The organism is Bacillus sp. WP8 (genome assembly GCF_000800825.1).
GTDB classification, from domain to species: Bacteria; Bacillota; Bacilli; order Bacillales; family Bacillaceae; genus Bacillus; species Bacillus safensis.
On sequence record NZ_CP010075.1, the window covers coordinates 222,344 to 244,760 of the forward strand.

The window sequence follows — 22,417 nt, forward strand, 5'->3', positions numbered from 1 at the left end:
GGAACGATCAAATGACATCTGATCAACTATTAGACGTAACAGGGCTTGCATGCCCAATGCCGATTATTCGAACGAAGAAAAAAATGAACGACTTGGTGGAAGGTCAAGTTTTAGAAATACATGCAACAGATAAAGGGGCTAAAGCTGACTTGGCTGCATGGGCGAAGTCAAGCGGACATGAATTGATCACACAGATAGAAGAAGGTCACGTGCTAAAGTTCTGGATGAGAAAAGGGTCCTAAAGGATGTAGGGGTATCTGCTGAAGATCCCCTTTTCCTTTTGCAAAGGAGGAGACCAGCGTGGATTTTGCGTTTTTGATTACACTTTTTATCATTGGATGTATTGGTTCCTTCTTATCAGGAATGGTAGGGATCGGCGGATCTGTGATCAACTATCCCATGCTGCTTTATATCCCGCCTCTTCTCGGTGTGATGGCATTATCAGCACACGAGGTTTCAGGGATTGGCGCCATTCAAGTGCTTTTTTCGACGCTGGGTGGTGTACTGGCGTATCGGAAAAGCGGATATTTACATCGCTCGCTGATTTTATATATGGGAAGCAGTATATTGGCGGGCAGCTTATTAGGCAGTTATGTATCACATTTTATGCCAGAGAAAGGGATGAACCTCGTCTATGGATTACTTGCCATTGTGGCGGTTATTCTCATGCTGATTCCGAAAAAAGGACAGCGTGCAGACGCAGAGGGTGAAGTCACTTTTCATAAAGGACTGGCATCAGGTATTGCCTTTGTAATTGGCAGTGTTTCCGGGGTATTAGGCGCAGGCGGTGCATTTATTTTAGTGCCTGTCATGCTGTCTATTTTAAAAATTCCTGTACGGATGACGATTGCGTCGTCACTTGCGATTACGTTTCTTTCTGCGATAGGCGCATCGACTGGAAAGGTATTGACGGGTCAAGTCATGCTTCTTCCTGCGATTGTGTTGATGGCGGCAAGTTTGGCAGCCGCTCCGCTTGGTGCTAAGGTCGGTCAGAAAATCAATGCCGTCTATTTGCAATGGGCCCTTGCTGCGATGATTACGGCGACAGCGGTTAAAATTTGGCTTGATATTTTATAAAGAAAAGACCAACAAAGCAAACATGTTGGTCTTTTTTATTTGACGTCATCGTGCTCGATATATGTTTCTAGTGCGGGGTGGTACTCTTTTTGATAATGAAGGTTAGGACATGTTTTCACGACTTTGCCTTGCAGGGCATTGGACTTTGAGACTTCTAATGCTGTGCTACATTTAGGGCAGCGTTCGGCAAAGAATGAGGGCCAGCGTTTCATATATCACCACTCCAATTAAAGTCTTAAAAACCGATTATATTAATATGAATTATAGGGGATCGTGGAGGTGAGGTCAATGGGTGTTTGGGTCTTTTTAACAAAAAAAGAAGCATCCTGAGATGCTTCTTTATTCTTAATAGGCTTTCGCCCAGAACACCATATCAGATGCAGGTTTTCCGCAGCAGACACATGTGTCGGAAATGGTTTCCTGTTCGAATGGGATACAGCGTGAGGTCGCACCTGTTCTTTCTTTTATGTCGTTTTCACAGGCTTCGTCACCGCACCACATGGCTTTAATCAATCTGTTTTCTTCCGCAAGAATTTGCTCGATGTCTTCGATCGTGTGGGCTTGTGATGTTTTTTCATGTAATCGTTCTTTTGCCTTTTCGTACATGGTCTGCTGGATGTCTTCAAGCGTTGCTGTGATGGTTTGTTCAAGTGCATCTAACGTGACAGCTTGCTTTTCACCAGTGTCTCGTCTTGCGAGCATCACCTGTCCTTTTTCGATGTCCTTTGGTCCTACTTCTACACGAAGCGGAATACCCTGCATTTCACATTCGTTGAATTTCCAGCCAGGCTGTTTATCGCTTGCATCGATGTCAGCACGTGCGATGCGGGCGAGGCGATCCTTCAATTCGTAGGCATGATCCAGCACACCTTCTTTATGAGAAGCGATTGGCACGATACGCACTTGGGTTGGCGCAATATTTGGCGGGAGGACAAGCCCTCTGTCGTCACCATGCACCATAATCATGGCGCCGATGATTCTTGTTGTGAAGCCCCATGAAGTCTGCTGGACATGCTCTAGTTTTCCTTCACGGTTTAAGAATTCGATGCCAAATGCTTTGGCAAATCCGTTCCCGAAGAAATGAGAAGTGGCAGTTTGGAGTGCTTTTCCATCATGCATCAAGCTTTCGACTGTATAGGTGAAGCGGGCGCCGGCGAATTTTTCCTTCTCTGTTTTTCTCCCTTTAATGACAGGAATGGCAAGGAGATTTTCGCAAAGAGAAGCGTAAGTGTGAAGCATTCTTTCTGTTTCTTCAATCGCTTCTTGCTCAGTCTCATGGCACGTGTGTCCTTCCTGCCATAGGAATTCAAGGGTTCTAAGGAAGGGACGTGTTGTCTTTTCCCAGCGGACGACATTGGCCCATTGGTTATATAGCTTTGGTAAATCGCGGTAGGAATGAATAATGTTTTTGTAATGCTCAGCGAACAGCACTTCAGAGGTTGGTCTGACGCAGAGCCTTTCTTGTAATTCGGATTCACCGCCATGTGTGACCCACGCCACTTCAGGAGCAAAGCCTTCGATGTGATCTTTTTCCTGCTGCAGCAGGCTCTCTGGGATAAAGAGCGGCATATAGACATTCTCATGACCCGTTTTTTTAATCTGGCGGTCAAGTTCGTCGCGAATATTCTCCCAAATTTTAAAGCCGTACGGCTGAATGATCATACTGCCTCTCACGCTTGAATAATCGACGAGCCTCGCCTTTGTCACAACATCTGTATACCATTGGGCAAAGTCGTCTTCCATGCTTGTAATTTTCTCAACAAATTGTTTCTTTGACATTGCAGGTTCCTCCTTTTTAAAAAATAAAAAAGCTGTACTTTAAGTTAGGGACCATTCCTGGTGGTACCACCCTAATTTAAAGCACAGCTTTACACTCAATCATGATAACGGTATGAACCGCTGTATGAAACAGAACTAAATCGGCAGGTTCACTTGAAGATGTCAGTAGGAACTTCTCAGCACCGTTCCTTCTCTGTTAAAGATCGATTCAAGCTACTATTCCAGATCTACGTTGATCCTTGTTCGTTGATTTTTCATCAGTTTACCTGTAAATGAAGGAGAAAGCAAGTTGTTCTGATTGCCTTTTTGGCGCCTTTTGCTTAAGGATTGGAATGGCAGTATTTTTCTATTTTTACAGCTTGCGAGTTATGAAAGGCTATGCTAATATATTTGAAGAAAAAAATAGACTTGTATAACCTCAATAATATGGTTTGAGGGTTTCTACCAGGATCCGATAAATCCTGATTACAAAAGCGCGCTTTCCTTTTTTGTAATCAGGGTTTTTTTGTTTGTCTGCACCCTGTATCAAAAGTGAAAGCGATGATATAGAGAAGGGATGTTAGACATGAACTGGAGAGTATATTTATTAGCCGTTTCTACTTTTGCGGTTGGATTAGTTGAGCTTGTGGTCGGGGGCATTCTGCCAAGTCTTGCAGAGGATTTGAATGTGTCTCTGGCAACAGCGGGGCAGCTCATTACGGTATTTGCGATTGTGTATGCCATTTCCGCACCCGTGCTACTGACTGCAACAGCCAAAATCGAACGAAAGCGTCTTTATTTAATCGCGTTATTGGTGTTTACATTAGGAAATGTGTTCACTTATTTTAGTTCGACCTTTGCCCTTGTGATGATCTCACGGGTATTGATCGCAATGAGCACAGCGCTTGTGGTGGTGTTATCTTTGACGATCACTGCCAAATTAGTGGAACCAGCGCATCGTGCGAAGGCTTTAGGGCTGATTTTTATAGGAATTAGTTCTTCACTTGTTCTCGGTGTACCGATCGGTATTTTTATTACTGAGAGCTTTGGCTGGAGAGTGATGTTTTTAGGAATCAGTATTCTTTCTGCCATATCGATGGTGCTGATCTATTTTCTATTGGAAAAAATGCCTGTTGAAAAAGTGACGCCTCTTAGAGAGCAGATTCGTTCTTTAGGGCATCCGAAAATTTTTAGTGCACACCTGATTAGTTTGTTTATGCTTGCAGGGCATTATATGCTTTATTCTTATTTCACGCCATTTCTGATGGAAGTTCTGCATATGACCCCGTTTTGGATTAGTATTTGTTATTTGGTCTTCGGGCTTGCGTCTATAGGCGGGAATGGGTTTGGCGGCTGGCTGAGTGACAGACTGGGTTCAGGGAAAGCCATTTTGCTTGTGACAATAGCGTTTGCGGTTGTCATGTTTACCATTCCTTATACAGCGGGTGTGTTCGCGCTCTTTATGGTGATGGTTGTCCTTTGGGGTGCGCTCAGCTGGGCATTGACGCCAGCTTTGCAGAGCTATTTGATTCAAACAGATCCGGTCACGTCGGATATTCAGCAGAGCTTAAATACATCGGCCTTGCAAATCGGCATTTCGATTGGGTCAGCGGTTGGCGGAGTCATGTTTACGATGACCGGTTCATCTGTTGATCTGGCTAAATTCGGTGCTGTGTTTGTACTGATTGCCTTTAGCTGTGCGGTGATTTCGCTTAAGAGACCGCCGCTTTATATGGATCGTCAGCATCATGCTGAATAGAAGACAAAGGGCTAAAATCAAGATCATTTTAGCCCTTTGTCAACAATCTATGGCTGCCTAAAGATAGGCAGCTTTTTTATGTTCATTTCAAATTCAAAATACCATTCTATTCAAAAACGGCCATTTCGCTGATTGGTTGGAAGCCGGCACGTTGGTAAATATTTTTGCCGTCCGCTGATGCTTGTAAGATGACACACTTTTGTTTATTCTCTGTCTGGATTAGAAGGTAATGAAACATGTCACTGCCAAGTCCTTTACCGCGGTGTTCTGCCCTTGTTATGACATCATAAATACCGTAGCTGTCGTTTGTCTCGAATAATAAGCCTGTTGTGACCGGCTTATTGTGTTCATACCCCACGAACATGCGGGCTTTTGAGTGTAATGCTTCAATCGAAAAACGCTGGAAATAAACTTCTAAGGCGGCGGCCTCAGTCGACCCTTCGAATAGTTCAATAAAGATATGTTTGTAATCAAAGAGTGTCTGCTCATCAAGTACTTCCTTGATTGTAAGTGATGAGGATGTGACTGGATCAATATCACCTGTATGCTCAAGCATCATGATGGTATTGCGTTCGACCTCTTGAAGCTCATATTCCTTCAATAAGTCAGCCCAATCAGTATGGAGTAAATGGTGATCGATCCATGTGCTGAAGATGAGTTTCTGTGACCGCATGTGTTCAATGGCTGCTTTCACTTTTTTCGGATCTTGGATTTGAGCTGATGTGGGTAAGAGCAAATTGAACGTGTCAGTCGATATATGAGTATTGGATAGAACGAAATCGTCAGTTGCGAGAAAGGTTCCGTTCACAGCAGAAGAAAACAGGTGTATCTTTTCTTCTAATTGGCGAATGGCCATTTGTTGTTCAGGTTTCATTTAGCTCACCTTTTCATTATGATAAATTGGATGACATCCCCATGATTATAGCATGTGACAGGATGAGGGGAATCTAGTAAAAAAGTATATATGCAATTTTCAGGTCTGTTGACCTATTATTTTACTCACGTCGACATTTCTTTTGACTCCTTTCTTAATTATTAGTACCATTTTATTAACCAGTTAAGAGTGGAGGTTCAGATGGAAACAAAAGAGCAGATTGTATTAAAAGCGATTCAAGATCTGATTATGCATAGGGAAAAGAGACGGAATGATCCAACAGACCCACTGATTACCACGACTGATACACTCAAACAAGAATGGACACTCACACAGCTTCACATTTTATCCATGATTCAAGCCAATCCAAACGAATCAAATAATACATTTCTATCTCAACAACTGAAACTATCAAAGCCAGCTATTACAAAGGCCGTGAAAAAACTAATTGAAAAAGGCATGGTGGACTATTGTCACCGGCAAGGGGATAAGAAATCTGTCTATTATTCTTTGACAGAGGAAGGGGAGCAATTGGCTGCGCTGCATGATGAACTACATGATAAAGCCGTCACGTCCTATTTAGAATTTCTCCACCAGTTTCATGAGGATGAATTACAAGTCATTGAGCGCTTCTTAAAGGCTTGGAAAGAAAAGATATAGATAAAATTAACATATATTGACGTTGTTCTTAGCCATGATGAAAGGGAGGGAGCCTCATTGGATAAAGAAATGATAGAAAATTATAAAAAATACGCATTCATCATGCCATTCGTGGGATTGTTTGTAAGCTTGCTATTATTTGTTTATTTTTTTGGCATCACAGGAGTTGAAGGATCAATTTGGGCTGCTGCTTTGTATTGTGCTCTGCCCTTTTTGGTGAATACGATATGTTTCTTGCCTGTATGTATTTATTTTAAAGTCAGCAAAAAAAGTGAGGAACATACATGATTGTCGTCAGTGCTTGTCTTGCTGGGTTGAAGGTTCGTTATAATGGCAGCCATCGATTAGATCAGCGTATTGAAGAGCTTGTTCAAGAGGGAAAGGCAGTCACAGTTTGCCCTGAGCTGCTTGGCGGCTTCTCCACGCCAAGACCTCCCGCGGAAATTATTGGCGGAGACGGATATGATGTATTACAGGGTCTCGCCTCCGTGATTGATGTGCATGGAACTGATGTCACGGAGATGTATGTAAAAGGTGCGACGGCCACGCTGGAACAGGTTCAGTCTCTGAAAGCGACAGCAGTTGTGTTAAAAGAGTACAGCCCTTCCTGCGGCAGCCGGATGATTTATCAGGGAGAGTTTAATGGGAAGACAAAAGCGGGAGATGGTGTGACGTCCGCTTTGCTGAAACAGCATGGGATTCAAGTGTTCTCTGAAGAGGATGATTGGATTTCGTTGTTTCAATAGGTGTAGCGAATAGAAGGAGGAGATAGGTTGAAAAAGCCAAAAAAGCCTCAAAAGAGTCTTATTTGATCATGGTGTATGAGAATAAGTGTTGAAGAAGCAAACAGGCAATATAAGCCTGCATGGATATTTCTCACTTTGACAGTTAGAAACGTTGATGGGGACGACCTGAAACAGGCGATTTCAGATATGATGAAAGCGTGGAACCGATTGTTTGGATATAAAGCTGTGAAAACTTCGGTTCTTGGATATTTTAGAGCTTTAGAGATTACAAAACATCATGAACAAAATACATACCACCCTCATTTTCATGTACCAATTCCCGTGAAGAGAAGCTATTTCACTGGTAAACGTTATATAAAGCAGGCAGAGTGGACAAGCCTTTGGAAGCGTGCGATAAAATTGGATTATACACCGATTGTTCACGTGCAGCGGGTCAAAGGAAAAAAGGGAATTAATGCGGAATCGATTGAAAAAGAAGTGCACGCAGAAATGGAAGAGCAGAAAGCTATTTTAGAGATTTCTAAGTATCCAGTGAATGACGTGATACAAGGTAATGAAGTGACTGAGGAAAATTTGGATACGGTCTATTATTTAGATGACGCACTTAGTGCACGGCGGTGGATCTGCTATGGTGGTATTTTGAAGGAGATTCATAAGGAACTCAATTTGACTGATGCTGATGATGGGGATCTTGTCAGAATTGAAGAAGATGATGATGAGGTAGCCAATGAGACGTTTGAGGTCATGGCACGTTGGCATTAAGAATTACATAATTAATTAAAGCAGGCTTATATAAGCCTGCTCAGCTTGTAGACAAAGTCTACAAGCTTTTTTGTATAATAAGGGTAATAACAATAATCTGTGGGGGATAAACATGTTATCGAAACGTGAAGAAGAAAGAAGAAATCAATTAGAAGTAGTGGCTTTAGATGAATTAGTGCCTGAAGATCATCTTGTGCGGAAAATTGAACAAGCAATCGATTTCGACTTCATTTATGATCTTGTCAAAGATCATTATAGTTCTAATAATGGTAGACCAAGTGTTGATCCTGTTGTTCTCATTAAGATGGTCTTAATCCAATATCTATTTGGTATTCGCTCTATGCGTCAAACCATTAAAGAAATTGAAACCAACGTGGCTTATCGTTGGTTTATTGGATATGGGTTTTCGGAGAAAATTCCGCACTTTTCTACCTTCGGTAAAAACTACGTGAGACGCTTCCACGATACAGATTTATTTGAATAAATTTTTTACCGAATCTTAAGAGAAGCGATGAAAAAAGGGTTCGTTGACCCGTCTATTGCCTTTATTGATTCCACTCATGTCAAAGCGAATGCCAATAAGAAAAAACTTGAAAAGAAAATCGTTCGGGTAGAGACGAGAAGTTATCAAAATCAGCTTCATGAGGAGATCAATGTTGATCGTGAGGAACATGGAAAAAAGCCGTTACCCCTACAGAATAAAGAGAAGAAAAAAGAAATGAAAGTCAGTACCACTGACCCAGAGAGTGGCTATTACGTAAAGGATGAACGAGAAAAGTCATTTGCTTATTCATTTCATACAGCTTGTGATTCAAAAGGATTTATTTTAGGTTCGCTGGTCACAGGCGGAAATGTTCATGATAGTCGTATGTTGGATTCACTCGTATCAAAGGTGACAGAGAAAGTCGGAAAACTAAATGTAGTCGCAGTAGATGCGGGATATAAAACACCTTACATCGCTAAGTTTTTAATGGATCAAGAGATAAGACCTGTCATGCCCTACACTCGTCCAAGAACAAAAGCTGGTTATTTGAAAAAGAATGAATACGTATACGATGCATATTTTGATTGTTACATTTGCCCCAACGGGCAAATTCTCTCTTATCGTACAACGACTAGAGAAGGCTATAAGCAATATGCGTCCGATTCAGAAGTATGTAAGTCCTGCTCGTTTTTAGATAACTGTACCCAAAGTCAAAACCACACCAAACAAATTCATCGGCATATTTGGCAGGATTACCTAGATGAAGCAGACAATCTGAGACTTACTGAAATAAATAAGAGCATCTACGCAAAACGGAAAGAAACGATTGAACGCGTTTTTGCGGATGCAAAAGAAAAGCATGGTATGCGTTGGACGAAACTTCGTGGACTGAAAAAAGTTTCAATGCAAGCGATGCTTACTTTCGCTGCCATGAACCTTAAAAAGCTAGCAAACTGGACATGGAAAGTACCATGTCCAGCGTAAAACACATGATGTTTTTTCAAAAAAAGTGAAAACCCCATTTTTACTTGAAGTAAAGGTGGGGTTTGTCTACGGTCTGAGCAGGCTTATATAAGCCTGCTTTATTTTTATGGAGCTGTTCCACAATTAACTTTGTACTCACCTTCTGTTACCTTTTTAGAATAACATATAGATGGATTTCCAGCTTTGTTTTTCCAGGCATTAAATAATATTAAAGAGTAAAGACTACTTGAAGGATCATCACTTTCTTTTTTTTGGAGAATTGTGAAATAGCTTTGATACGGGTATCCTTGCTTATAAATTTCGTGTCTTATAGCACCTTTTTCCGAGGAGTTATTGAAGAATACTGGTGAAAGAGGTGGCATTAATATTAATACAATTAGTAGTGTTGCTAATATTGATAAGATAATTTTAGTTCTCTTTCTCATTTTTTCCTCCTATTTTCCTTTATTCCTTTATGTATAATATGTTATATTACTAATTATGTAAATGATAAATGTTACCTATATTATAAAACATTGGAGGATTTTATGAAGAAAATTTTATTAACTTTTGCTTTTGTTTGCTTGTTAACTTTGCTTTTTGTATCTAATAATGTAGTTGCTTCATCTGAGAATGAAGAACAAGAGAAGGTCTATGTATCTAAAGATATAGGATTAAAAGAATTGAAAGTGATGCTTGAACAACAGAAGACTGATTTTCAAAATAATGAGCCTTTTGCTCATAAAAATGTTTCGAAATTAACAGACACAGATGAAGCTGTTCTTGTATTTTATGCTACGACTAGCGTTGATAAACAAAAATTGAAAAGTTTCACATATGAAATAGAAGATGTTGAAACGTATAAGCAAGGAAGTAAGACTTTTGTTGAAGCTTATATTATTAGAAATTTTGTGTTTGGAAAAGATAACGTTGAAACTAGTTTAGGTGACAATATTAAATTAGATATTACAAAAGAGAATGTGAGTAAACAGTCCAAAACTTTGATGAAGAAGGCTTCGATTTCCGAGTCTCCTACTTTAGAATTTGAAAATGAAGGTCAAGATTCTTCTGATATTAAATTGGATCAATTTTTAAAAAATTATAAAGAAGAGGTTCAAGAAAATAAAAAAAATGAAGTTAATACTGCTAAATCTTTAAGTAGTTCTGAACTAGTAGTTTCAGCTTCTTCTGTTAAAGGATATAATCGTTGGAAAGCTATGCAATATGCGGAAAAATATGCATTAAAACCAAACAAGAGTTATAAATATTGGAAAAATGCTGATTGTACTAATTTTGTATCTCAAGCATTAAGAGCGGGTTCTATGCCATACTTTAAAGAATGGAAACCTTATACAAATGCTTGGATTAATGCAGGTTCTTTTAGAAACTATATACTTGAACCGGGTGGTATAAAAATGAAAACCGTGAAAGATGTATATGAGAATGCAGCACTTGGAGATGTATATCATTATGATTATAATAATAAAATAGGTTTACCTTGGCCTGATGGTTGGATGGATCATACAGCAATTGTTACAAGTCGTGCTAATTACAAGATCTATGTCAGTTATCATACTAATAATAGAAAAAATGTTACCCGAGAATATTTTACTTCTAAACAGGGTGGAAAACGTTATTTATCTAGTATTCGTAATTAAAGATATTTTCAATTATAAGGATGATTGTGGTTTGAAGAAGCAGAAGAAGCCGACTATTGAGTCGGCTTCTTCGGAAATCGAGAGATTTTAGCACTCACACATGGGTGTCCTATTTTCAAAATTGCCACCACCTTTTTTGTTGAGCAGCAGCATTCTGTTTTTTCATTTCTTCATTTTTTTTTAAGTCTCTATGAGGTGTTTGTCGCGTTCCTCAAGCTTAGCTTCGATGTAGTATTGCTGTTCGTTAATTGTCTGAATAAGAGATTGAATGATTTGTTTTTGTTCATTCATTTGTGAGTTGAGAGTATTCTTTATTTCCTCTATCGACTCATTCAGCGTCAATACTGTACTTTCTGTATGATTGTCTATTGTGATAGTGATTGGATGTCCCTCATTAGTGAGGATGGTCTCAATGTTTTCTATAGACTTTCCTTCTACGTATAAACCACGAATTTTTTTAAGCAAAGGAATGGACTCATTTGCTTTTCCGTTTTTCTATATGTTCAAATGATGACCATGTTGACGAATGTATCCTCGTAATGTGGTATCTGGGATTTGAAGTTCTTTCTCTAATGATTTGATAGAGGGCCATTTTTCTTGGTTATCCATATAATTTCACCACCGCGTTCACCATACGATGACTTTCTATGATCAGGCATTTCTAACGACATATAATTTTTCTAAAAAGAAAGATCAAACAAGCGAATACCAAATCGTTGACGCCAATCAGGTCGATATAGGACAATATATCAAATAACACCAACGAACATTCATGCATGATCAATAGAAAATTCGGGTATAGTGCTTGGTAAGTAAAAAGGAAGCGGAGGTTTGTTTGATGAGTGGATTAACAGATACAGTCACATTAGCAAACGGAGTAAAAATGCCGAAGCTAGGCTTTGGTGTATGGCAAGTAAAAGATGGAGATGAGGCTGTAAATGCCGTCAAAGACGCTCTTGAAGCGGGCTATCGCAGCATTGATACAGCAGCAGCCTATCAAAATGAAGAAGGGGTAGGCAAAGCCATTCAGCAATCAGGCATCTCTCGCGATGATCTATTCATTACGACGAAGGTCTGGAATAATGATCAAGGCTATGAATCAACACTCGAAGCCTTTGAAACAAGTATGAACAAGCTGGGGCTAGATGTATTAGACCTTTATTTAATTCATTGGCCTGTTGAAGGCAAATATAAAGAAACATGGAAAGCGCTAGAAAAACTATATAAGGATGGACGCGTTCGAGCGATCGGAGTGTGTAATTTCCATCAGCATCATTTAGAGGATTTATTGGAAGAGGCAGAAGTTGTGCCAATGGTGAATCAAATCGAGCTGCATCCGAAGCTGACGCAGGAGCCTTTACGAGACTACTGCAAATCGAAAGGAATTCATGTAGAGGCGTGGTCGCCATTAGGAAGCGGGAAGCTTCTAAACCATCCTGTTCTTCAGGATATCGCGAAAAAACATGACAAGTCAGTAGCGCAAGTGATTCTTCGCTGGGACTTACAGCACGGCATTATCACCATTCCAAAATCTGTGACGAAGAGCCGAATCATCGAAAACACACAAGTCTTCGATTTCGAGCTGTCCACACATGAGATGGGTGTCATTGATCAGCTCAATGAAGATGAGCGCACAGGTCCAGATCCAGATAACTTTAATTTTTAATCGAAAGAAAAAGCACAGGTGCGATGCCTGTGCTTTTTTATTTGCCTTCATGTGTAGACATTTTTTGAGGTTGAAAGGTCTCAATGATTTGAATGGCGTCGATAATCTTTTCTTTATCATAGTCTCCAATCAAACAAAAGGTTTCATTTTTACGTGCAGCATGGTTTGCCACTGTAAGTACCGCCTCGTCCAGCTGAGTTGTAATACCAAGATCGCGCATATTTTTAGGTAATCCAAGTGTTTGGTAGAGTTCAAGTAATTCCTCTACCTCGGACATTCGGTTTTCTGCGGCAAGCTGGACAAGGATGCCATAAGCCACTTTTTGTCCATGTAACACATGATGCGTTTCTTCAATAAATGTCAATCCATTATGAATGGCATGGGCTCCTGCCATTCTTCCATAACGTCCCCCATAGCCTCCGACTGTTCCGGCTAACGTAATAATCGTATCTGTCACATCTGCAAATGCTTGTGAAAACTGACCTGTTTTTAAGCTGTTCACCGCTTCTTCACTATGAGAAAGAAGAATGTCTCGAACATATACCGCCTGCTTTAGTGCAGCATGCACCATGAGCGGCAAGACGCCTTTTGTGTTACGAATAATCGCTTCCGCTTCATACCATTTTGCCAGCGTATCACCAATTCCGCTTTGAAGGTAGGAAAGAGGAGAGGAAAGCAAAAAAGTATGGTCAATTACGGTGAGGTAGCTGGATCGTTTATGATAATCGACTCTCATGAAATTACCCTTTTCATCATAAATGACGCTGAGTGGTGTAGAGGCAGCACAAGTGCCGGGAATCGTTGGTACCATGATAACTTCGATTTGAAGAGCGTCTGCAACTGATTTGGCGGTATCTAAAATCGTTCCGCCTCCGATGCCAATAATCACATCTGACCCGTTAAGCTCTTCTGCGATCCGTGTGACCGCATTGGGTGAACTGTATCCTTTGTGCTGAATGACAGGCCACTCGGCCGGCAGCTTTGTGTATTGTGAAAAAGCTTGGTATGAATCATATCCTGTCACCACAGCAGGTGACTGAAACGCAGATACAAGGGAATCTAGTTCATGATATATTCCCTTTTGAGAAATAAATTGGTTAGGACCGCTTCTGACAATATCCTCTGGCTGGATCATGGATCATCATTGCTCCTTTACTACATCATATTATTCATAAATCATCTCATTTTACAGAAAGTTCTGTCAAATAAATATGAGAAGAAAGACCCTTCCGTTTTATGGAATTAAGCCGCCGACATTGCCTTTAGGTATGTATTTCCTGTATGATAAAGAATGGTATGTTTTGATTAAATTTAAGAGGTGTTTATATAGATGGAAAAACAATATCGCGTTTTACTTTACTATCAATATGTCCCCATTGAGGATCCAGAGACGTTTACAGCAGAGCATTTAGCATTCTGTAAGGAGCTTGGTTTGTTAGGCCGTATCCTCGTGTCAGCAGAAGGCTTGAACGGAACGGTTTCTGGAACCATTGAGCAAACGGACAAGTACATGCAAGCGTTAAAAGAAGATCCGCGCTTTGCGTCTATGCCGATCAAAATTGACGAAGCAGATGGTCATGCATTTAAGAAAATGCATGTCCGCCATCGGAATGAACTAGTGAACCTTAGCCTTGAGGATGACGTGAATCCGTTAGAATTAACGGGGAAACATCTTAGCCCGGTCGAATTTTACGAGCAAATGCAATCACCTGATACTGTTGTGATTGATGCACGTAATGATTACGAGTTTGATGTGGGTCACTTCAGAGGGGCAGTCCGTCCTGATATTGAGACATTCCGTGAATTACCTGAGTGGATTCGTGACAATAAAGAGATTCTTGAAGGGAAAAAAATCCTGACTTATTGCACAGGCGGCGTACGCTGTGAAAAATTCTCCGGCTGGTTAAAGCGTGAAGGCTTTGAAGATGTCTCTCAGCTTGACGGCGGAATTGTCACTTACGGAAAAGACCCAGAAGTACAAGGAAAGCTATGGGACGGTCAATGCTATGTGTTTGATAATCGCTTAACAGTACCAGTGAATCAAACAGAGCATGTGGTTGTCGGAAAAGATTTCTTCACTGGTGAGCCTTGCGAGCGTTATGTGAACTGTGCGAATCCTGCATGTAACCGCAAGATGATTGCCACTGAAGAGAGTGAGCATAAATATATGCGCAGCTGCAGTCATGAATGCCGCACAAGCGAACGGAACCTGTATGTGAAACAGCACAATTTATCTGAAGAGGAAGTTCAAGAAAGACTAGCTGTCATTGAAAAAGAACAAGCGATTTCACAAGGATAGAGGGAACCCCCTCTATCCTTTTTTTCTATACATGGCGGGGTTTAGAAGGGAGAGGAAGTCATTTCCTCTATCTTTTTTGTTTTGTTTTTTTCAAAATAAGGGTAAAGGTAGTTATTCAGTCTAATAGATTGAACAGTTGGAAAAGCGCTTTCTTTTGAAATAAGCATGTTCGACTATTTCAGAAAATGAAGAATTGAGAGATAATATAACAGGCGAAAAAATGAACAAGGGTAAAGGTTCATTAGAAGAAATATTTGCCAGTAAAATGAAGAGTGAGCTGCTTTGAAAGAGAGATGCTTGCTTGACACATGCTCTGTATTTTAATCGAAAGGTGTTATGAACATGAATCATTTGCATCGTAGGATGGGAACTTTCGCTTTAATGATGGTAGGTCTTGGCTCAATCATTGGTTCAGGATGGCTCTTCGGTGCTTGGCGAGCGGCTCAAATCGCCGGCCCTGCTGCTATTTTATCCTGGCTGATTGGGATGGTTGTGATTTTATTTATCGCTTTGTCTTATAGTGAACTCGGATCGATGTTTCCAGAGGCAGGCGGAATGGTGAAATATACGCAATATTCACACGGATCTTTTATTGGGTTTATTGCAGCTTGGGCGAACTGGATCGCCATCGTTTCTGTCATTCCTGTTGAGGCGGTTGCTTCTGTCCAGTACATGAGCTCGTGGCCTTGGGAGTGGGCAAAGTGGACAACCCATTTGGTTACAAAAGGGGTGTTGACGACAGAAGGGCTTATGGTTGCCAGTGTGCTTCTTGTGATTTACTTTCTGCTGAATTATTGGACAGTTGGGTTATTTTCAAAAGCGAATACATTCATTACCGTGTTTAAAATTGTTATTCCAGGATTAACAATTGGTGCGCTCTTATTCGTAGGTTTTCATAGTGAGAATTTTACTTCTGGAACAAGTATTGCTCCTAACGGCTGGGCGAGTGTGCTGACGGCAGTTGCGACATCAGGGATTGTGTTTGCCTTCAATGGCTTCCAAAGCCCGATTAATATGGCCGGTGAGGCAAAAAATCCAGGTCGGTCGATTCCAATCGCCATTGTCGGATCGATTTTCATTGCAACTGTGATTTATGTCCTTTTACAAATCGCCTTTATCGGTGCTGTTGATCCATCTATGATTGTGAATGGATGGGGCCATTTGAATTTCAACTCGCCATTTGCGGACCTTGCCATTGCACTTGGGATTAACTGGCTTGTTCTGATTTTATATGCGGATGCATTTGTGTCACCTTCTGGTACAGGAATTACGTATACCGCAACGACGTCTCGTATGATTTATGGAATGGAAAAAAACAAATACATGCCAAGTGTGCTTGGCCGTCTGCACCCTATTTACGGCGTGCCTCGTCCAGCAATGTTTTTTAACTTAGCCGTATCGTTTATCTTTCTGTTTTTATTTAGAGGCTGGGGTGTGCTTGCTGAAATTATCTCTGTCGCAACGCTCATTTCTTATTTGACTGGACCAGTGACCGTCATGACGCTGAGAAAAACAGGGACAGATTTATATCGACCGCTTCGAGTAAAAGGACTCAGCATCATTGCTCCTCTCGGTTTTGTTTTTGCCTCATTGACGCTGTATTGGGCAAGATGGCCGTTAACAGGTCAAGTGCTGTTCATTATTCTCATTGGTCTCCCTATCTATTTTTACTATCAAGCAAAAGCGAAGTGGAAAGGCTTCGGCCGCAACTTTAAAGCGGGTGCTTGGATGGTTGTGTACCTGCTTGTGATGATGACGATTTCCTGCCTTGGCAGTGACAAATTCGGGGGCTATAACGTCATTCATTATGGCTGGGACATGGCACTGATTACAGTGGTTGCTCTGCTATTTTATATGTGGGCACTCAAAAGTGGATATGAAACAGAGTTTTTAGAGGATGCGAAAAAAATTAATGATGAGCTGCGAGCTTCTCAGAAAGAAGCTGCGGCAACCAAAGAATAAAGAAACGGCTGCCTGAACATTGCGGGCAGCCGTTTTTATTTGGATGAATGATGCATCACATGCTGCTTCAGCCAAGTGGTGACGCCGCGCAAAACGGCAGCTGTGACAAGTGAAATGAGCACATATCTCCAAAGCTGACCTAAGCCTTGTCCACTCAGCCAGAACACGATGCCTAGAATGATGAGGGTGAACATAAGCAAGAATAAAAATGATGCAGACCAGAAAAAAGCCTTCATAGAAGGTCACCTCCTCAGGAGTATTGTATGCAGGCTGATGCACGATCAGACCAGCATTGAAGAGGTAGAATATTGATGAGAACTATTGCTAAAGTCAGATAAAAACACCAAGTGATTTGACAGTTGTGTTAAGATGAGAGCATATTTTGAGTAAAGTTGTTGGTCATAGACGGAGGTGTTTGGAAATGCAGATTCAAAAGGTTCTAAACAATAATGTCATTAGTGTCATAGATGAACAAGGGAAAGAAATCGTCGTCATGGGAAGAGGCATCGCTTTCAAGCGACGTCCCGGGGACCCGGTGGATGAAGCGTTAATTGATAAAGTCTTCCGCCTAGAGGATCATTCCGTTCACGAGCGGATGAAAATGCTGCTTCAAGAGGTTCCGTATGATGTGGTCAAGGTGACGGAGGAAATGATCCAATATGCACATACAAAGCTGAACCGAAGATTAAATGAAAGTCTGCATGTATCGCTGGCAGACCATATTCATTACGCCATCGAACGGTTGAAGAAAAATCATCTGATTGAGAATTCGCTTATTTGGGAGATTAAACGCTTATACAAAGATGAATTTCTTGTCGCAAAGGAATGTCTTGAGATGATTAAAGAGCGTCTTCATATTGAACTGCCTGAGGATGAAGCAGGTTTTATTGCCATGCATATCATTAACGCAGAGCTCAATGAGGATATGAATACGACGGTCAATATTACAAAGGAAGTCAATGCTATTCTCACCATTGTGAAATATCATCTCAACATGGAATTTGATGAAGACTCACTCAACTTTTATCGTTTTCTCACGCATTTGCGCTTTTTCGTCCAGCGTCTGATCAATGAAACACTGCTTGTCAGCGAAGATCAGGACTTATATCAGCTGATCAAAGTGAAATATCCGAAAGCATACGATTGCGCAAAGAAAATCGCAGAATATGTCTATCAAACCTATCACCGAGATCTCACATCAGAGGAGATGCTGTATCTATCAATTCATTTGAATCGACTGATCAAACGAGAAAAATAATGATAGATTTTAAAAGAAAGCGTTGACATGAGAAAAGGTGAGTGGTACTATTTGCTCATAAACATAAAAGAATACGGTTTCACAATGATCGTCTTAGAGGATTGTGACTGTTCGGCAGGCAAAACCTAAACGTTCACTAAAAAAGCGCAACAGCAAGCTGCGACTATTTTTGGTGCCCGTTTAGGTTTTTATTTTGCCCAAAAACGTATTTTTTTCAAAAAAAGGGGGTTTTTGTATGAGTCATCGTCAATTAGCAGAAGACATTATCAAACACATTGGCACAGAGAAAAACGTTCATTCATTGGTGCATTGCGCTACAAGACTTCGCTTCACTTTAAATGACAGATCAAAAGCAGATAAAGCGGCCATTGAAAAATTAAATGGTGTCGTCACAGTCATGGAAAGCGGCGGCCAGTTTCAAGTGGTCATTGGCAATACCGTACCAGAGGTTTATCGAGAAATTGGAGAGTTTACGAATCTATTAGAGGATTCCTCTGCTTCATCTGCAAAATCAGGTGAAGAGAGCACAAGCCTTTTCGGAAAATTCGTCGACATTGTATCGGGGATTTTCACACCACTTCTCGGTGTCATGGCGGGTGCAGGTATTTTAAAAGGTCTATTAGGTATTTGTATCAATGCGAAATGGTTATCTCCTGAAGATACGTCGTATCAAATTTTATTTGCTGCGTCTGACAGCTTGTTCTACTTCCTGCCATTATTGCTCGCATTCACTTCTGCCAGGAAGTTTAAAGCGAATCCGTTTGTCGCTGTGACGATTGCAGGTGCACTGATTTACCCAACTATTCAAGAATTGTCAAAAGGCGGCGGAGATGTGACCTTCTTCGGAATTCCAGTCGTCTTAATGTCTTATACATCTACGGTCATCCCAATCATTTTGGCAGTGTTTGTCATGGGATATATCGAACGTTTCTTTAACAAAGTCATTCATGAAAGTGTTAAAAACTTTATTACACCACTCATTTTACTTGTGACGGTTGTTCCGCTGACACTCATCGTATTTGGACCATTTGGTGTGTATGCAGGGAATGGCATTGCAGCTGTTTTGCTGAAAGTATTCTCCTTTAGTCCTACACTTGCAGGTGCTTTAATTGCGATGGCTTGGCAGATTCTTGTCATCTTCGGTATCCATTGGGGACTTGTGCCAGTGATTTTAAATAATATCGCAGTCCATGGGAAAGATCATATCAAGCCGGCTACTGCGCCAGCTGTCTTCTCACAAGCCGGTGCTTCTATTGGTGTTATGCTGAAAACAAAGAATAAAAAGCTGAAATCCTTGGCTGGATCAACAGCAGTTTCTGCCGTGTTTGGGATCACAGAGCCAGCTGTATACGGGGTCACGCTTCGTTTGAAAAAACCATTTATTGCAGCTGTTATCTCTGCCGGAGTCGGCGGTGCGATCATCGGTTATTCACAAAGTATTGCGATTGCGTCAGGTCTTCCAAGTTTACTGACACTTCCGATTTTCTACGGTCAAGGCTTTACAGGGTTCATCATCGGAATCTCGGTCTCGTTCGTCCTTTCTATCATCCTAACCTATTTGATTGGATTTAAAGATCCGGTAGATGAAGATGAAACGCCGGCAGCCGCTCCTGCACCGGCAATTGAAAACGAACATGGGGTCAAAGCAGCTCATGTGAAAAGTCCTTTAAAAGGCGAGGTCATCAAGCTGGAGGAAGTGCAGGATAAAGCTTTCTCATCTGGTGCACTAGGAAAGGGCGCAGCCATCATTCCGTCAGAAGGAAAGCTGTTTGCACCAGTATCAGGAGTTGTGACAACGGTGTTCCCAACGGGACATGCGTATGGTCTAACCTCTGAAAGCGGAGCAGAAGTACTCATTCACATTGGACTGGATACCGTACAATTAGGCGGAAAGCATTTTACCCCGAAGGTTACTCAGGGGCAAACCGTAACAGAAGGTGAACTGCTTGCTGAGTTTGATATTGAAGCTATCCAAGCAGCCGGTTTGTTAGTCACAACACCAGTGATTATTACCAATTCCGGTGAGTTTAGCGATATTATTGAAACAGAGGAGAAGCAAATTGCTCCGGGACAGTCATTTTTACATCTAGTATAATTATGAGGAGGAAGAAATTATGAGATATTCAACACTAGCACCATTTCCAAAGGACTTTTTCTGGGGCGGATCGACTTCCGCCTATCAAGTAGAAGGTGCGTGGAATGAGGATGGCAAAGGGCCTTCTGTCATTGACATGAGAGCCAGTTATCCTGAAGGCACAACGGATTTTAAAGTCGCAAGCGATCACTATCACCGCTATAAAGAGGACGTGAAGATGTTTGCAGAAATGGGCTTGAAGGCTTATCGCTTTTCCATTGCATGGACACGGATCATTCCAGATGGAGATGGGGAGATCAATCAAAAGGGGATAGAATTCTATCATTCACTCATCGATGAATTGCGCCGCTATGACATTGAACCAATCGTGACCATGTATCATTTTGATCTGCCTCATGCGCTTCAAGTAAAGGGTGGATGGTCTAACCGCGGGACAGTGGATGCGTTTGAACGCTATGCAGAGGTGCTATTCAAGGAGTATGGTCAGAAGGTGAAATACTGGCTGACCATCAATGAACAAAACATGATGATCTTACATGGATCAGCGCTTGGTACACTTGATCCGAATTTAGAAAATCCAAAAAAAGAACTGTATCAGCAGAATCATCATATGCTCGTTGCACAGGCAAAAGCTATGACGCTTTGTCATCAAATGCTGCCTGAAGCGAAAATTGGACCAGCGCCAAACATCGCGCTCATTTATCCGGCTTCTCCAAAGCCTGAGGATGTGCTTGCTGCGGCGAATTACAATGCGATCCGCAACTGGCTTTATCTTGATATGGCTGTGTTCGGCCGTTATAACAACCTTGCTTGGGCGTACATGAAAGAAAAAGACATTCTTCCTGTCATCGAAGAGGGAGATATGGATATTTTGAAAAGCGCGAAACCAGACTTTATTGCCTTTAACTACTATACCTCTCAAACGGTTGAAGCGAGTAAAGGAGATGGCAACGACGAATTTGCACGCGGCGGAGATCAGCATTTGAAATCCGGTGAAGATGGTGTCTACAAAGGAGGCAACAACCCGTTCTTAAGTAAAAATGCCTTTGGCTGGGAGATTGACCCTGTCGGCTTCCGTTCAACGATGCGCGAGATTTATGACCGCTATCAGCTGCCGCTTATTATCACGGAAAACGGACTGGGTGCTTTCGACAAGTTAGAAGAAGATGGTTCAATCCAAGATGATTATCGAATTGATTATTTAGAAAAGCATATCGAACAAATCAAATGGGCGATCACAGATGGCGTCGAGGTATTCGGATACTGCCCGTGGTCAGCCATCGACTTAATCAGCACACACCAAGGATGCTCCAAGCGCTACGGGTTCATCTACGTAAACCGCGACGAATTTGACCTAAAAGACCTCAAAAGAATTCGCAAAAAGAGCTCTTATTGGTATGAAACCTTGATTCAACAAAATGGAGACAACATCGGGAAGTAACGATAAAAAAGCCAATCACCTTATGCGGGTGGCTGGCTTTTTTTGTTCACTTTATTGGCAAGATCATATTGTTCGAGTTGTTCTAAAATGATAGTCTGATGATATATTGTAAAAATTGGTTAAATATCCATTATAAGAAAGGGGTTGTTTATATGATGACGATTCTTTATATGTTCTTCCTATTGTTTTTCATTTTTTATGGTTTGAATTATATAGGACAGAAATTAATTGCGAAGGAATATCCAATGAACCATGGAGTGATTGTGACTCTTTCAGCTGTGGAAGGTATTCTTGTTTTCGTCATTGTTGGTGTGAATGCGAAATTTCCATCTTTATTTACAGTATTTATGTCCGTTCACATCTAACTCTCTACTATCATTATACCCCGAATTTAATGAAATTTATAGACTGTTTTCCCCCCATATCTAGCCGTATACTGTTATACGCAAGTCAAAAACGATAAGGGGTGTGGCTGTATGAATGACAAGCAAAAGGTGTTAGATCCAGGGCCATTTTTTCATGGGACAAAGGCAGAATTGAAGATTGGGGATCTGCTTGAACCGCTGCATTTATCCAATTATCAGGATAAAAAATCGAACCATATTTATTTCACCGGAACACTAAACGCAGCCAAATGGGGTGCTGAGTTAGCCAGGTCTGATGCGAAAGAAAGAATTTATATTGTAGAACCGTTAGGCGAGTTTGAAAATGATCCAAATGTGACGGACAAAAGATTTCCCGGCAACCCAACACGTTCTTATCGATCGAAATCTCCGTTGAAAATAGTCGCAGAATTAGGTTCATGGGAAAGACATTCCGATGAAGAAATCAATCATATGCTAAGCTCCTTAAAAAAATTAAGTGAAGAAGGAAAAAATGTCATCTACGATTGATGTTACGTATATTTAAATAACACAAAGGCCGCCTCATGAACTGGGCGGCCTTTTATTTGATC

General features: G+C 41.1%; 23 protein-coding genes, 1 pseudogene and 1 riboswitch. Of the genes and pseudogenes, 17 read left to right on the plus strand and 7 right to left on the minus strand.

What is annotated here, in order from left to right; translation table 11 throughout:
* Positions 1–11: 11 nt before the first annotated feature.
* On the plus strand, positions 12–242 hold the full coding sequence (locus QR42_RS01250; RefSeq protein WP_039176128.1) for a sulfurtransferase TusA family protein: 231 nt from the start codon (positions 12–14) through the stop codon (positions 240–242).
* Positions 243–300: 58 nt separating this feature from the next.
* Positions 301–1,077 carry a sulfite exporter TauE/SafE family protein gene (locus QR42_RS01255; RefSeq protein WP_039176129.1) on the plus strand — a complete coding sequence of 259 codons (777 nt, stop codon included), beginning with the start codon at positions 301–303 and terminating at the stop codon, positions 1,075–1,077.
* A 35-nt stretch (positions 1,078–1,112) separates the two neighbouring features.
* On the opposite strand, the gene QR42_RS19375 is transcribed toward QR42_RS01255, so the two are convergent.
* Together QR42_RS19375 and proS are read right to left on the minus strand one after the other, a co-directional pair.
* Entirely contained in the window at positions 1,113–1,289 is a 177-nt protein-coding gene (locus tag QR42_RS19375; protein ID WP_200885524.1) for a hypothetical protein, read from the minus strand.
* A 133-nt stretch (positions 1,290–1,422) separates the two neighbouring features.
* Complete coding sequence (gene proS, locus QR42_RS01260) at positions 1,423–2,856, minus strand: proline--tRNA ligase (RefSeq protein WP_039176131.1); 1,434 nt, start codon at positions 2,854–2,856, stop codon at positions 1,423–1,425.
* A 388-nt stretch (positions 2,857–3,244) separates the two neighbouring features.
* Positions 3,245–3,344: riboswitch (purine riboswitch) on the plus strand.
* Between the two features lie 77 nt (positions 3,345–3,421).
* Here proS and QR42_RS01265 point away from each other — a divergent pair.
* The gene (locus tag QR42_RS01265; RefSeq protein ID WP_039176133.1) at positions 3,422–4,594 is read left to right on the plus strand and encodes an MFS transporter; all 1,173 of its coding nucleotides are present in this window, start codon (positions 3,422–3,424) and stop codon (positions 4,592–4,594) included.
* A 106-nt stretch (positions 4,595–4,700) separates the two neighbouring features.
* On the opposite strand, the gene QR42_RS01270 is transcribed toward QR42_RS01265, so the two are convergent.
* Positions 4,701–5,468: a GNAT family N-acetyltransferase gene (locus QR42_RS01270; RefSeq protein ID WP_039176134.1), complete on the minus strand. Its 768-nt coding sequence runs from the start codon at positions 5,466–5,468 to the stop codon at positions 4,701–4,703.
* Between the two features lie 201 nt (positions 5,469–5,669).
* Here QR42_RS01270 and QR42_RS01275 point away from each other — a divergent pair, with 201 nt between their 5' ends.
* From QR42_RS01275 to QR42_RS01295, 5 genes and pseudogenes are all read left to right on the plus strand, one after another.
* Positions 5,670–6,128 (plus strand): MarR family transcriptional regulator, encoded by a 459-nt coding sequence (locus tag QR42_RS01275; RefSeq protein ID WP_039176136.1) that lies wholly within the window; start codon positions 5,670–5,672, stop codon positions 6,126–6,128.
* A 57-nt stretch (positions 6,129–6,185) separates the two neighbouring features.
* Positions 6,186–6,416, plus strand: a complete 231-nt coding sequence (locus QR42_RS01280) for a hypothetical protein (RefSeq protein WP_052196509.1) — start codon at positions 6,186–6,188, stop codon at positions 6,414–6,416.
* The gene (locus QR42_RS01285; protein ID WP_039176138.1) at positions 6,413–6,874 is read left to right on the plus strand and encodes a 2-thiouracil desulfurase family protein; all 462 of its coding nucleotides are present in this window, start codon (positions 6,413–6,415) and stop codon (positions 6,872–6,874) included. Before QR42_RS01280 ends, QR42_RS01285 begins: the two co-directional genes overlap by 4 nt.
* A gap of 135 nt (positions 6,875–7,009) precedes the next feature.
* Positions 7,010–7,636: a protein rep gene (locus QR42_RS01290; protein ID WP_231730798.1), complete on the plus strand. Its 627-nt coding sequence runs from the start codon at positions 7,010–7,012 to the stop codon at positions 7,634–7,636.
* 112 nt (positions 7,637–7,748) lie between these two features.
* Positions 7,749–9,104, plus strand: a pseudogene (locus tag QR42_RS01295) (IS1182 family transposase).
* Between the two features lie 104 nt (positions 9,105–9,208).
* On the opposite strand, the gene QR42_RS01300 reads toward QR42_RS01295, so the two are convergent.
* Entirely contained in the window at positions 9,209–9,529 is a 321-nt protein-coding gene (locus QR42_RS01300; protein WP_039176139.1) for a hypothetical protein, read from the minus strand.
* Between the two features lie 102 nt (positions 9,530–9,631).
* Here QR42_RS01300 and QR42_RS01305 point away from each other — a divergent pair, with 102 nt between their 5' ends.
* Positions 9,632–10,741, plus strand: a complete 1,110-nt coding sequence (locus QR42_RS01305; RefSeq protein ID WP_039176142.1) for an amidase domain-containing protein — start codon at positions 9,632–9,634, stop codon at positions 10,739–10,741.
* A 180-nt stretch (positions 10,742–10,921) separates the two neighbouring features.
* On the opposite strand, the gene QR42_RS01310 is transcribed toward QR42_RS01305, so the two are convergent.
* A complete protein-coding gene (locus QR42_RS01310) occupies positions 10,922–11,206 on the minus strand; it encodes a hypothetical protein (RefSeq protein WP_039176144.1) in 285 nt (94 codons plus the stop codon).
* 373 nt (positions 11,207–11,579) lie between these two features.
* Between QR42_RS01310 and QR42_RS01315 the strand changes: the two genes are divergently transcribed.
* Positions 11,580–12,407, plus strand: a complete 828-nt coding sequence (locus tag QR42_RS01315; protein ID WP_039176146.1) for an aldo/keto reductase — start codon at positions 11,580–11,582, stop codon at positions 12,405–12,407.
* 37 nt (positions 12,408–12,444) lie between these two features.
* Here the strand turns inward: QR42_RS01315 and QR42_RS01320 are convergent, their stop codons facing one another.
* Positions 12,445–13,542 (minus strand): iron-containing alcohol dehydrogenase family protein, encoded by a 1,098-nt coding sequence (locus QR42_RS01320; protein ID WP_084096336.1) that lies wholly within the window; start codon positions 13,540–13,542, stop codon positions 12,445–12,447.
* Positions 13,543–13,737: 195 nt separating this feature from the next.
* On the opposite strand from QR42_RS01320, the gene trhO reads away from it, so the two are divergent.
* Positions 13,738–14,706, plus strand: coding sequence for an oxygen-dependent tRNA uridine(34) hydroxylase TrhO (gene trhO, locus QR42_RS01325; RefSeq protein ID WP_039176148.1), 969 nt, complete (start codon positions 13,738–13,740; stop codon positions 14,704–14,706).
* Between the two features lie 342 nt (positions 14,707–15,048).
* Positions 15,049–16,668, plus strand: coding sequence for a glutamate/serine transporter AimA (locus QR42_RS01330; RefSeq protein WP_039176149.1), 1,620 nt, complete (start codon positions 15,049–15,051; stop codon positions 16,666–16,668).
* Positions 16,669–16,703: 35 nt separating this feature from the next.
* Here the strand turns inward: QR42_RS01330 and QR42_RS01335 are convergent, their stop codons facing one another.
* The gene (locus QR42_RS01335) at positions 16,704–16,904 is read right to left on the minus strand and encodes a hypothetical protein (RefSeq protein WP_039176151.1); all 201 of its coding nucleotides are present in this window, start codon (positions 16,902–16,904) and stop codon (positions 16,704–16,706) included.
* Between the two features lie 185 nt (positions 16,905–17,089).
* On the opposite strand from QR42_RS01335, the gene licT reads away from it, so the two are divergent.
* From licT to arr, 5 genes are all read left to right on the plus strand, one after another.
* Complete coding sequence (gene licT / locus QR42_RS01340; protein ID WP_039176153.1) at positions 17,090–17,926, plus strand: BglG family transcription antiterminator LicT; 837 nt, start codon at positions 17,090–17,092, stop codon at positions 17,924–17,926.
* 235 nt (positions 17,927–18,161) lie between these two features.
* Positions 18,162–20,021, plus strand: a complete 1,860-nt coding sequence (locus QR42_RS01345) for a beta-glucoside-specific PTS transporter subunit IIABC (RefSeq protein ID WP_039176155.1) — start codon at positions 18,162–18,164, stop codon at positions 20,019–20,021.
* 19 nt (positions 20,022–20,040) lie between these two features.
* Entirely contained in the window at positions 20,041–21,462 is a 1,422-nt protein-coding gene (locus tag QR42_RS01350) for a glycoside hydrolase family 1 protein (RefSeq protein WP_039176157.1), read from the plus strand.
* 152 nt (positions 21,463–21,614) lie between these two features.
* Positions 21,615–21,827, plus strand: coding sequence for a hypothetical protein (locus QR42_RS01355; RefSeq protein ID WP_039176159.1), 213 nt, complete (start codon positions 21,615–21,617; stop codon positions 21,825–21,827).
* Positions 21,828–21,938: 111 nt separating this feature from the next.
* Entirely contained in the window at positions 21,939–22,355 is a 417-nt protein-coding gene (arr, locus tag QR42_RS01360) for an NAD(+)--rifampin ADP-ribosyltransferase (protein WP_024424404.1), read from the plus strand.
* Positions 22,356–22,417 lie beyond the last annotated feature (62 nt).

Coding starts and splice junctions, on each gene's coding strand:
- QR42_RS01250 (WP_039176128.1), top strand. CDS start 12: ATGACATCTGATCAACTATTAGACGTAACAGGGCTTGCATGCCCAATG.
- QR42_RS19375 (WP_200885524.1), bottom strand. CDS start 1,289: ATGAAACGCTGGCCCTCATTCTTTGCCGAACGCTGCCCTAAATGTAGC.
- proS (WP_039176131.1), bottom strand. CDS start 2,856: ATGTCAAAGAAACAATTTGTTGAGAAAATTACAAGCATGGAAGACGAC.
- QR42_RS01265 (WP_039176133.1), top strand. CDS start 3,422: ATGAACTGGAGAGTATATTTATTAGCCGTTTCTACTTTTGCGGTTGGA.
- QR42_RS01270 (WP_039176134.1), bottom strand. CDS start 5,468: ATGAAACCTGAACAACAAATGGCCATTCGCCAATTAGAAGAAAAGATA.
- QR42_RS01275 (WP_039176136.1), top strand. CDS start 5,670: ATGGAAACAAAAGAGCAGATTGTATTAAAAGCGATTCAAGATCTGATT.
- QR42_RS01285 (WP_039176138.1), top strand. CDS start 6,413: ATGATTGTCGTCAGTGCTTGTCTTGCTGGGTTGAAGGTTCGTTATAAT.
- QR42_RS01300 (WP_039176139.1), bottom strand. CDS start 9,529: ATGAGAAAGAGAACTAAAATTATCTTATCAATATTAGCAACACTACTA.
- QR42_RS01305 (WP_039176142.1), top strand. CDS start 9,632: ATGAAGAAAATTTTATTAACTTTTGCTTTTGTTTGCTTGTTAACTTTG.
- QR42_RS01315 (WP_039176146.1), top strand. CDS start 11,580: ATGAGTGGATTAACAGATACAGTCACATTAGCAAACGGAGTAAAAATG.
- QR42_RS01320 (WP_084096336.1), bottom strand. CDS start 13,542: ATGATCCAGCCAGAGGATATTGTCAGAAGCGGTCCTAACCAATTTATT.
- trhO (WP_039176148.1), top strand. CDS start 13,738: ATGGAAAAACAATATCGCGTTTTACTTTACTATCAATATGTCCCCATT.
- QR42_RS01330 (WP_039176149.1), top strand. CDS start 15,049: ATGAATCATTTGCATCGTAGGATGGGAACTTTCGCTTTAATGATGGTA.
- QR42_RS01335 (WP_039176151.1), bottom strand. CDS start 16,904: ATGAAGGCTTTTTTCTGGTCTGCATCATTTTTATTCTTGCTTATGTTC.
- licT (WP_039176153.1), top strand. CDS start 17,090: ATGCAGATTCAAAAGGTTCTAAACAATAATGTCATTAGTGTCATAGAT.
- QR42_RS01345 (WP_039176155.1), top strand. CDS start 18,162: ATGAGTCATCGTCAATTAGCAGAAGACATTATCAAACACATTGGCACA.
- QR42_RS01350 (WP_039176157.1), top strand. CDS start 20,041: ATGAGATATTCAACACTAGCACCATTTCCAAAGGACTTTTTCTGGGGC.
- QR42_RS01355 (WP_039176159.1), top strand. CDS start 21,615: ATGATGACGATTCTTTATATGTTCTTCCTATTGTTTTTCATTTTTTAT.
- arr (WP_024424404.1), top strand. CDS start 21,939: ATGAATGACAAGCAAAAGGTGTTAGATCCAGGGCCATTTTTTCATGGG.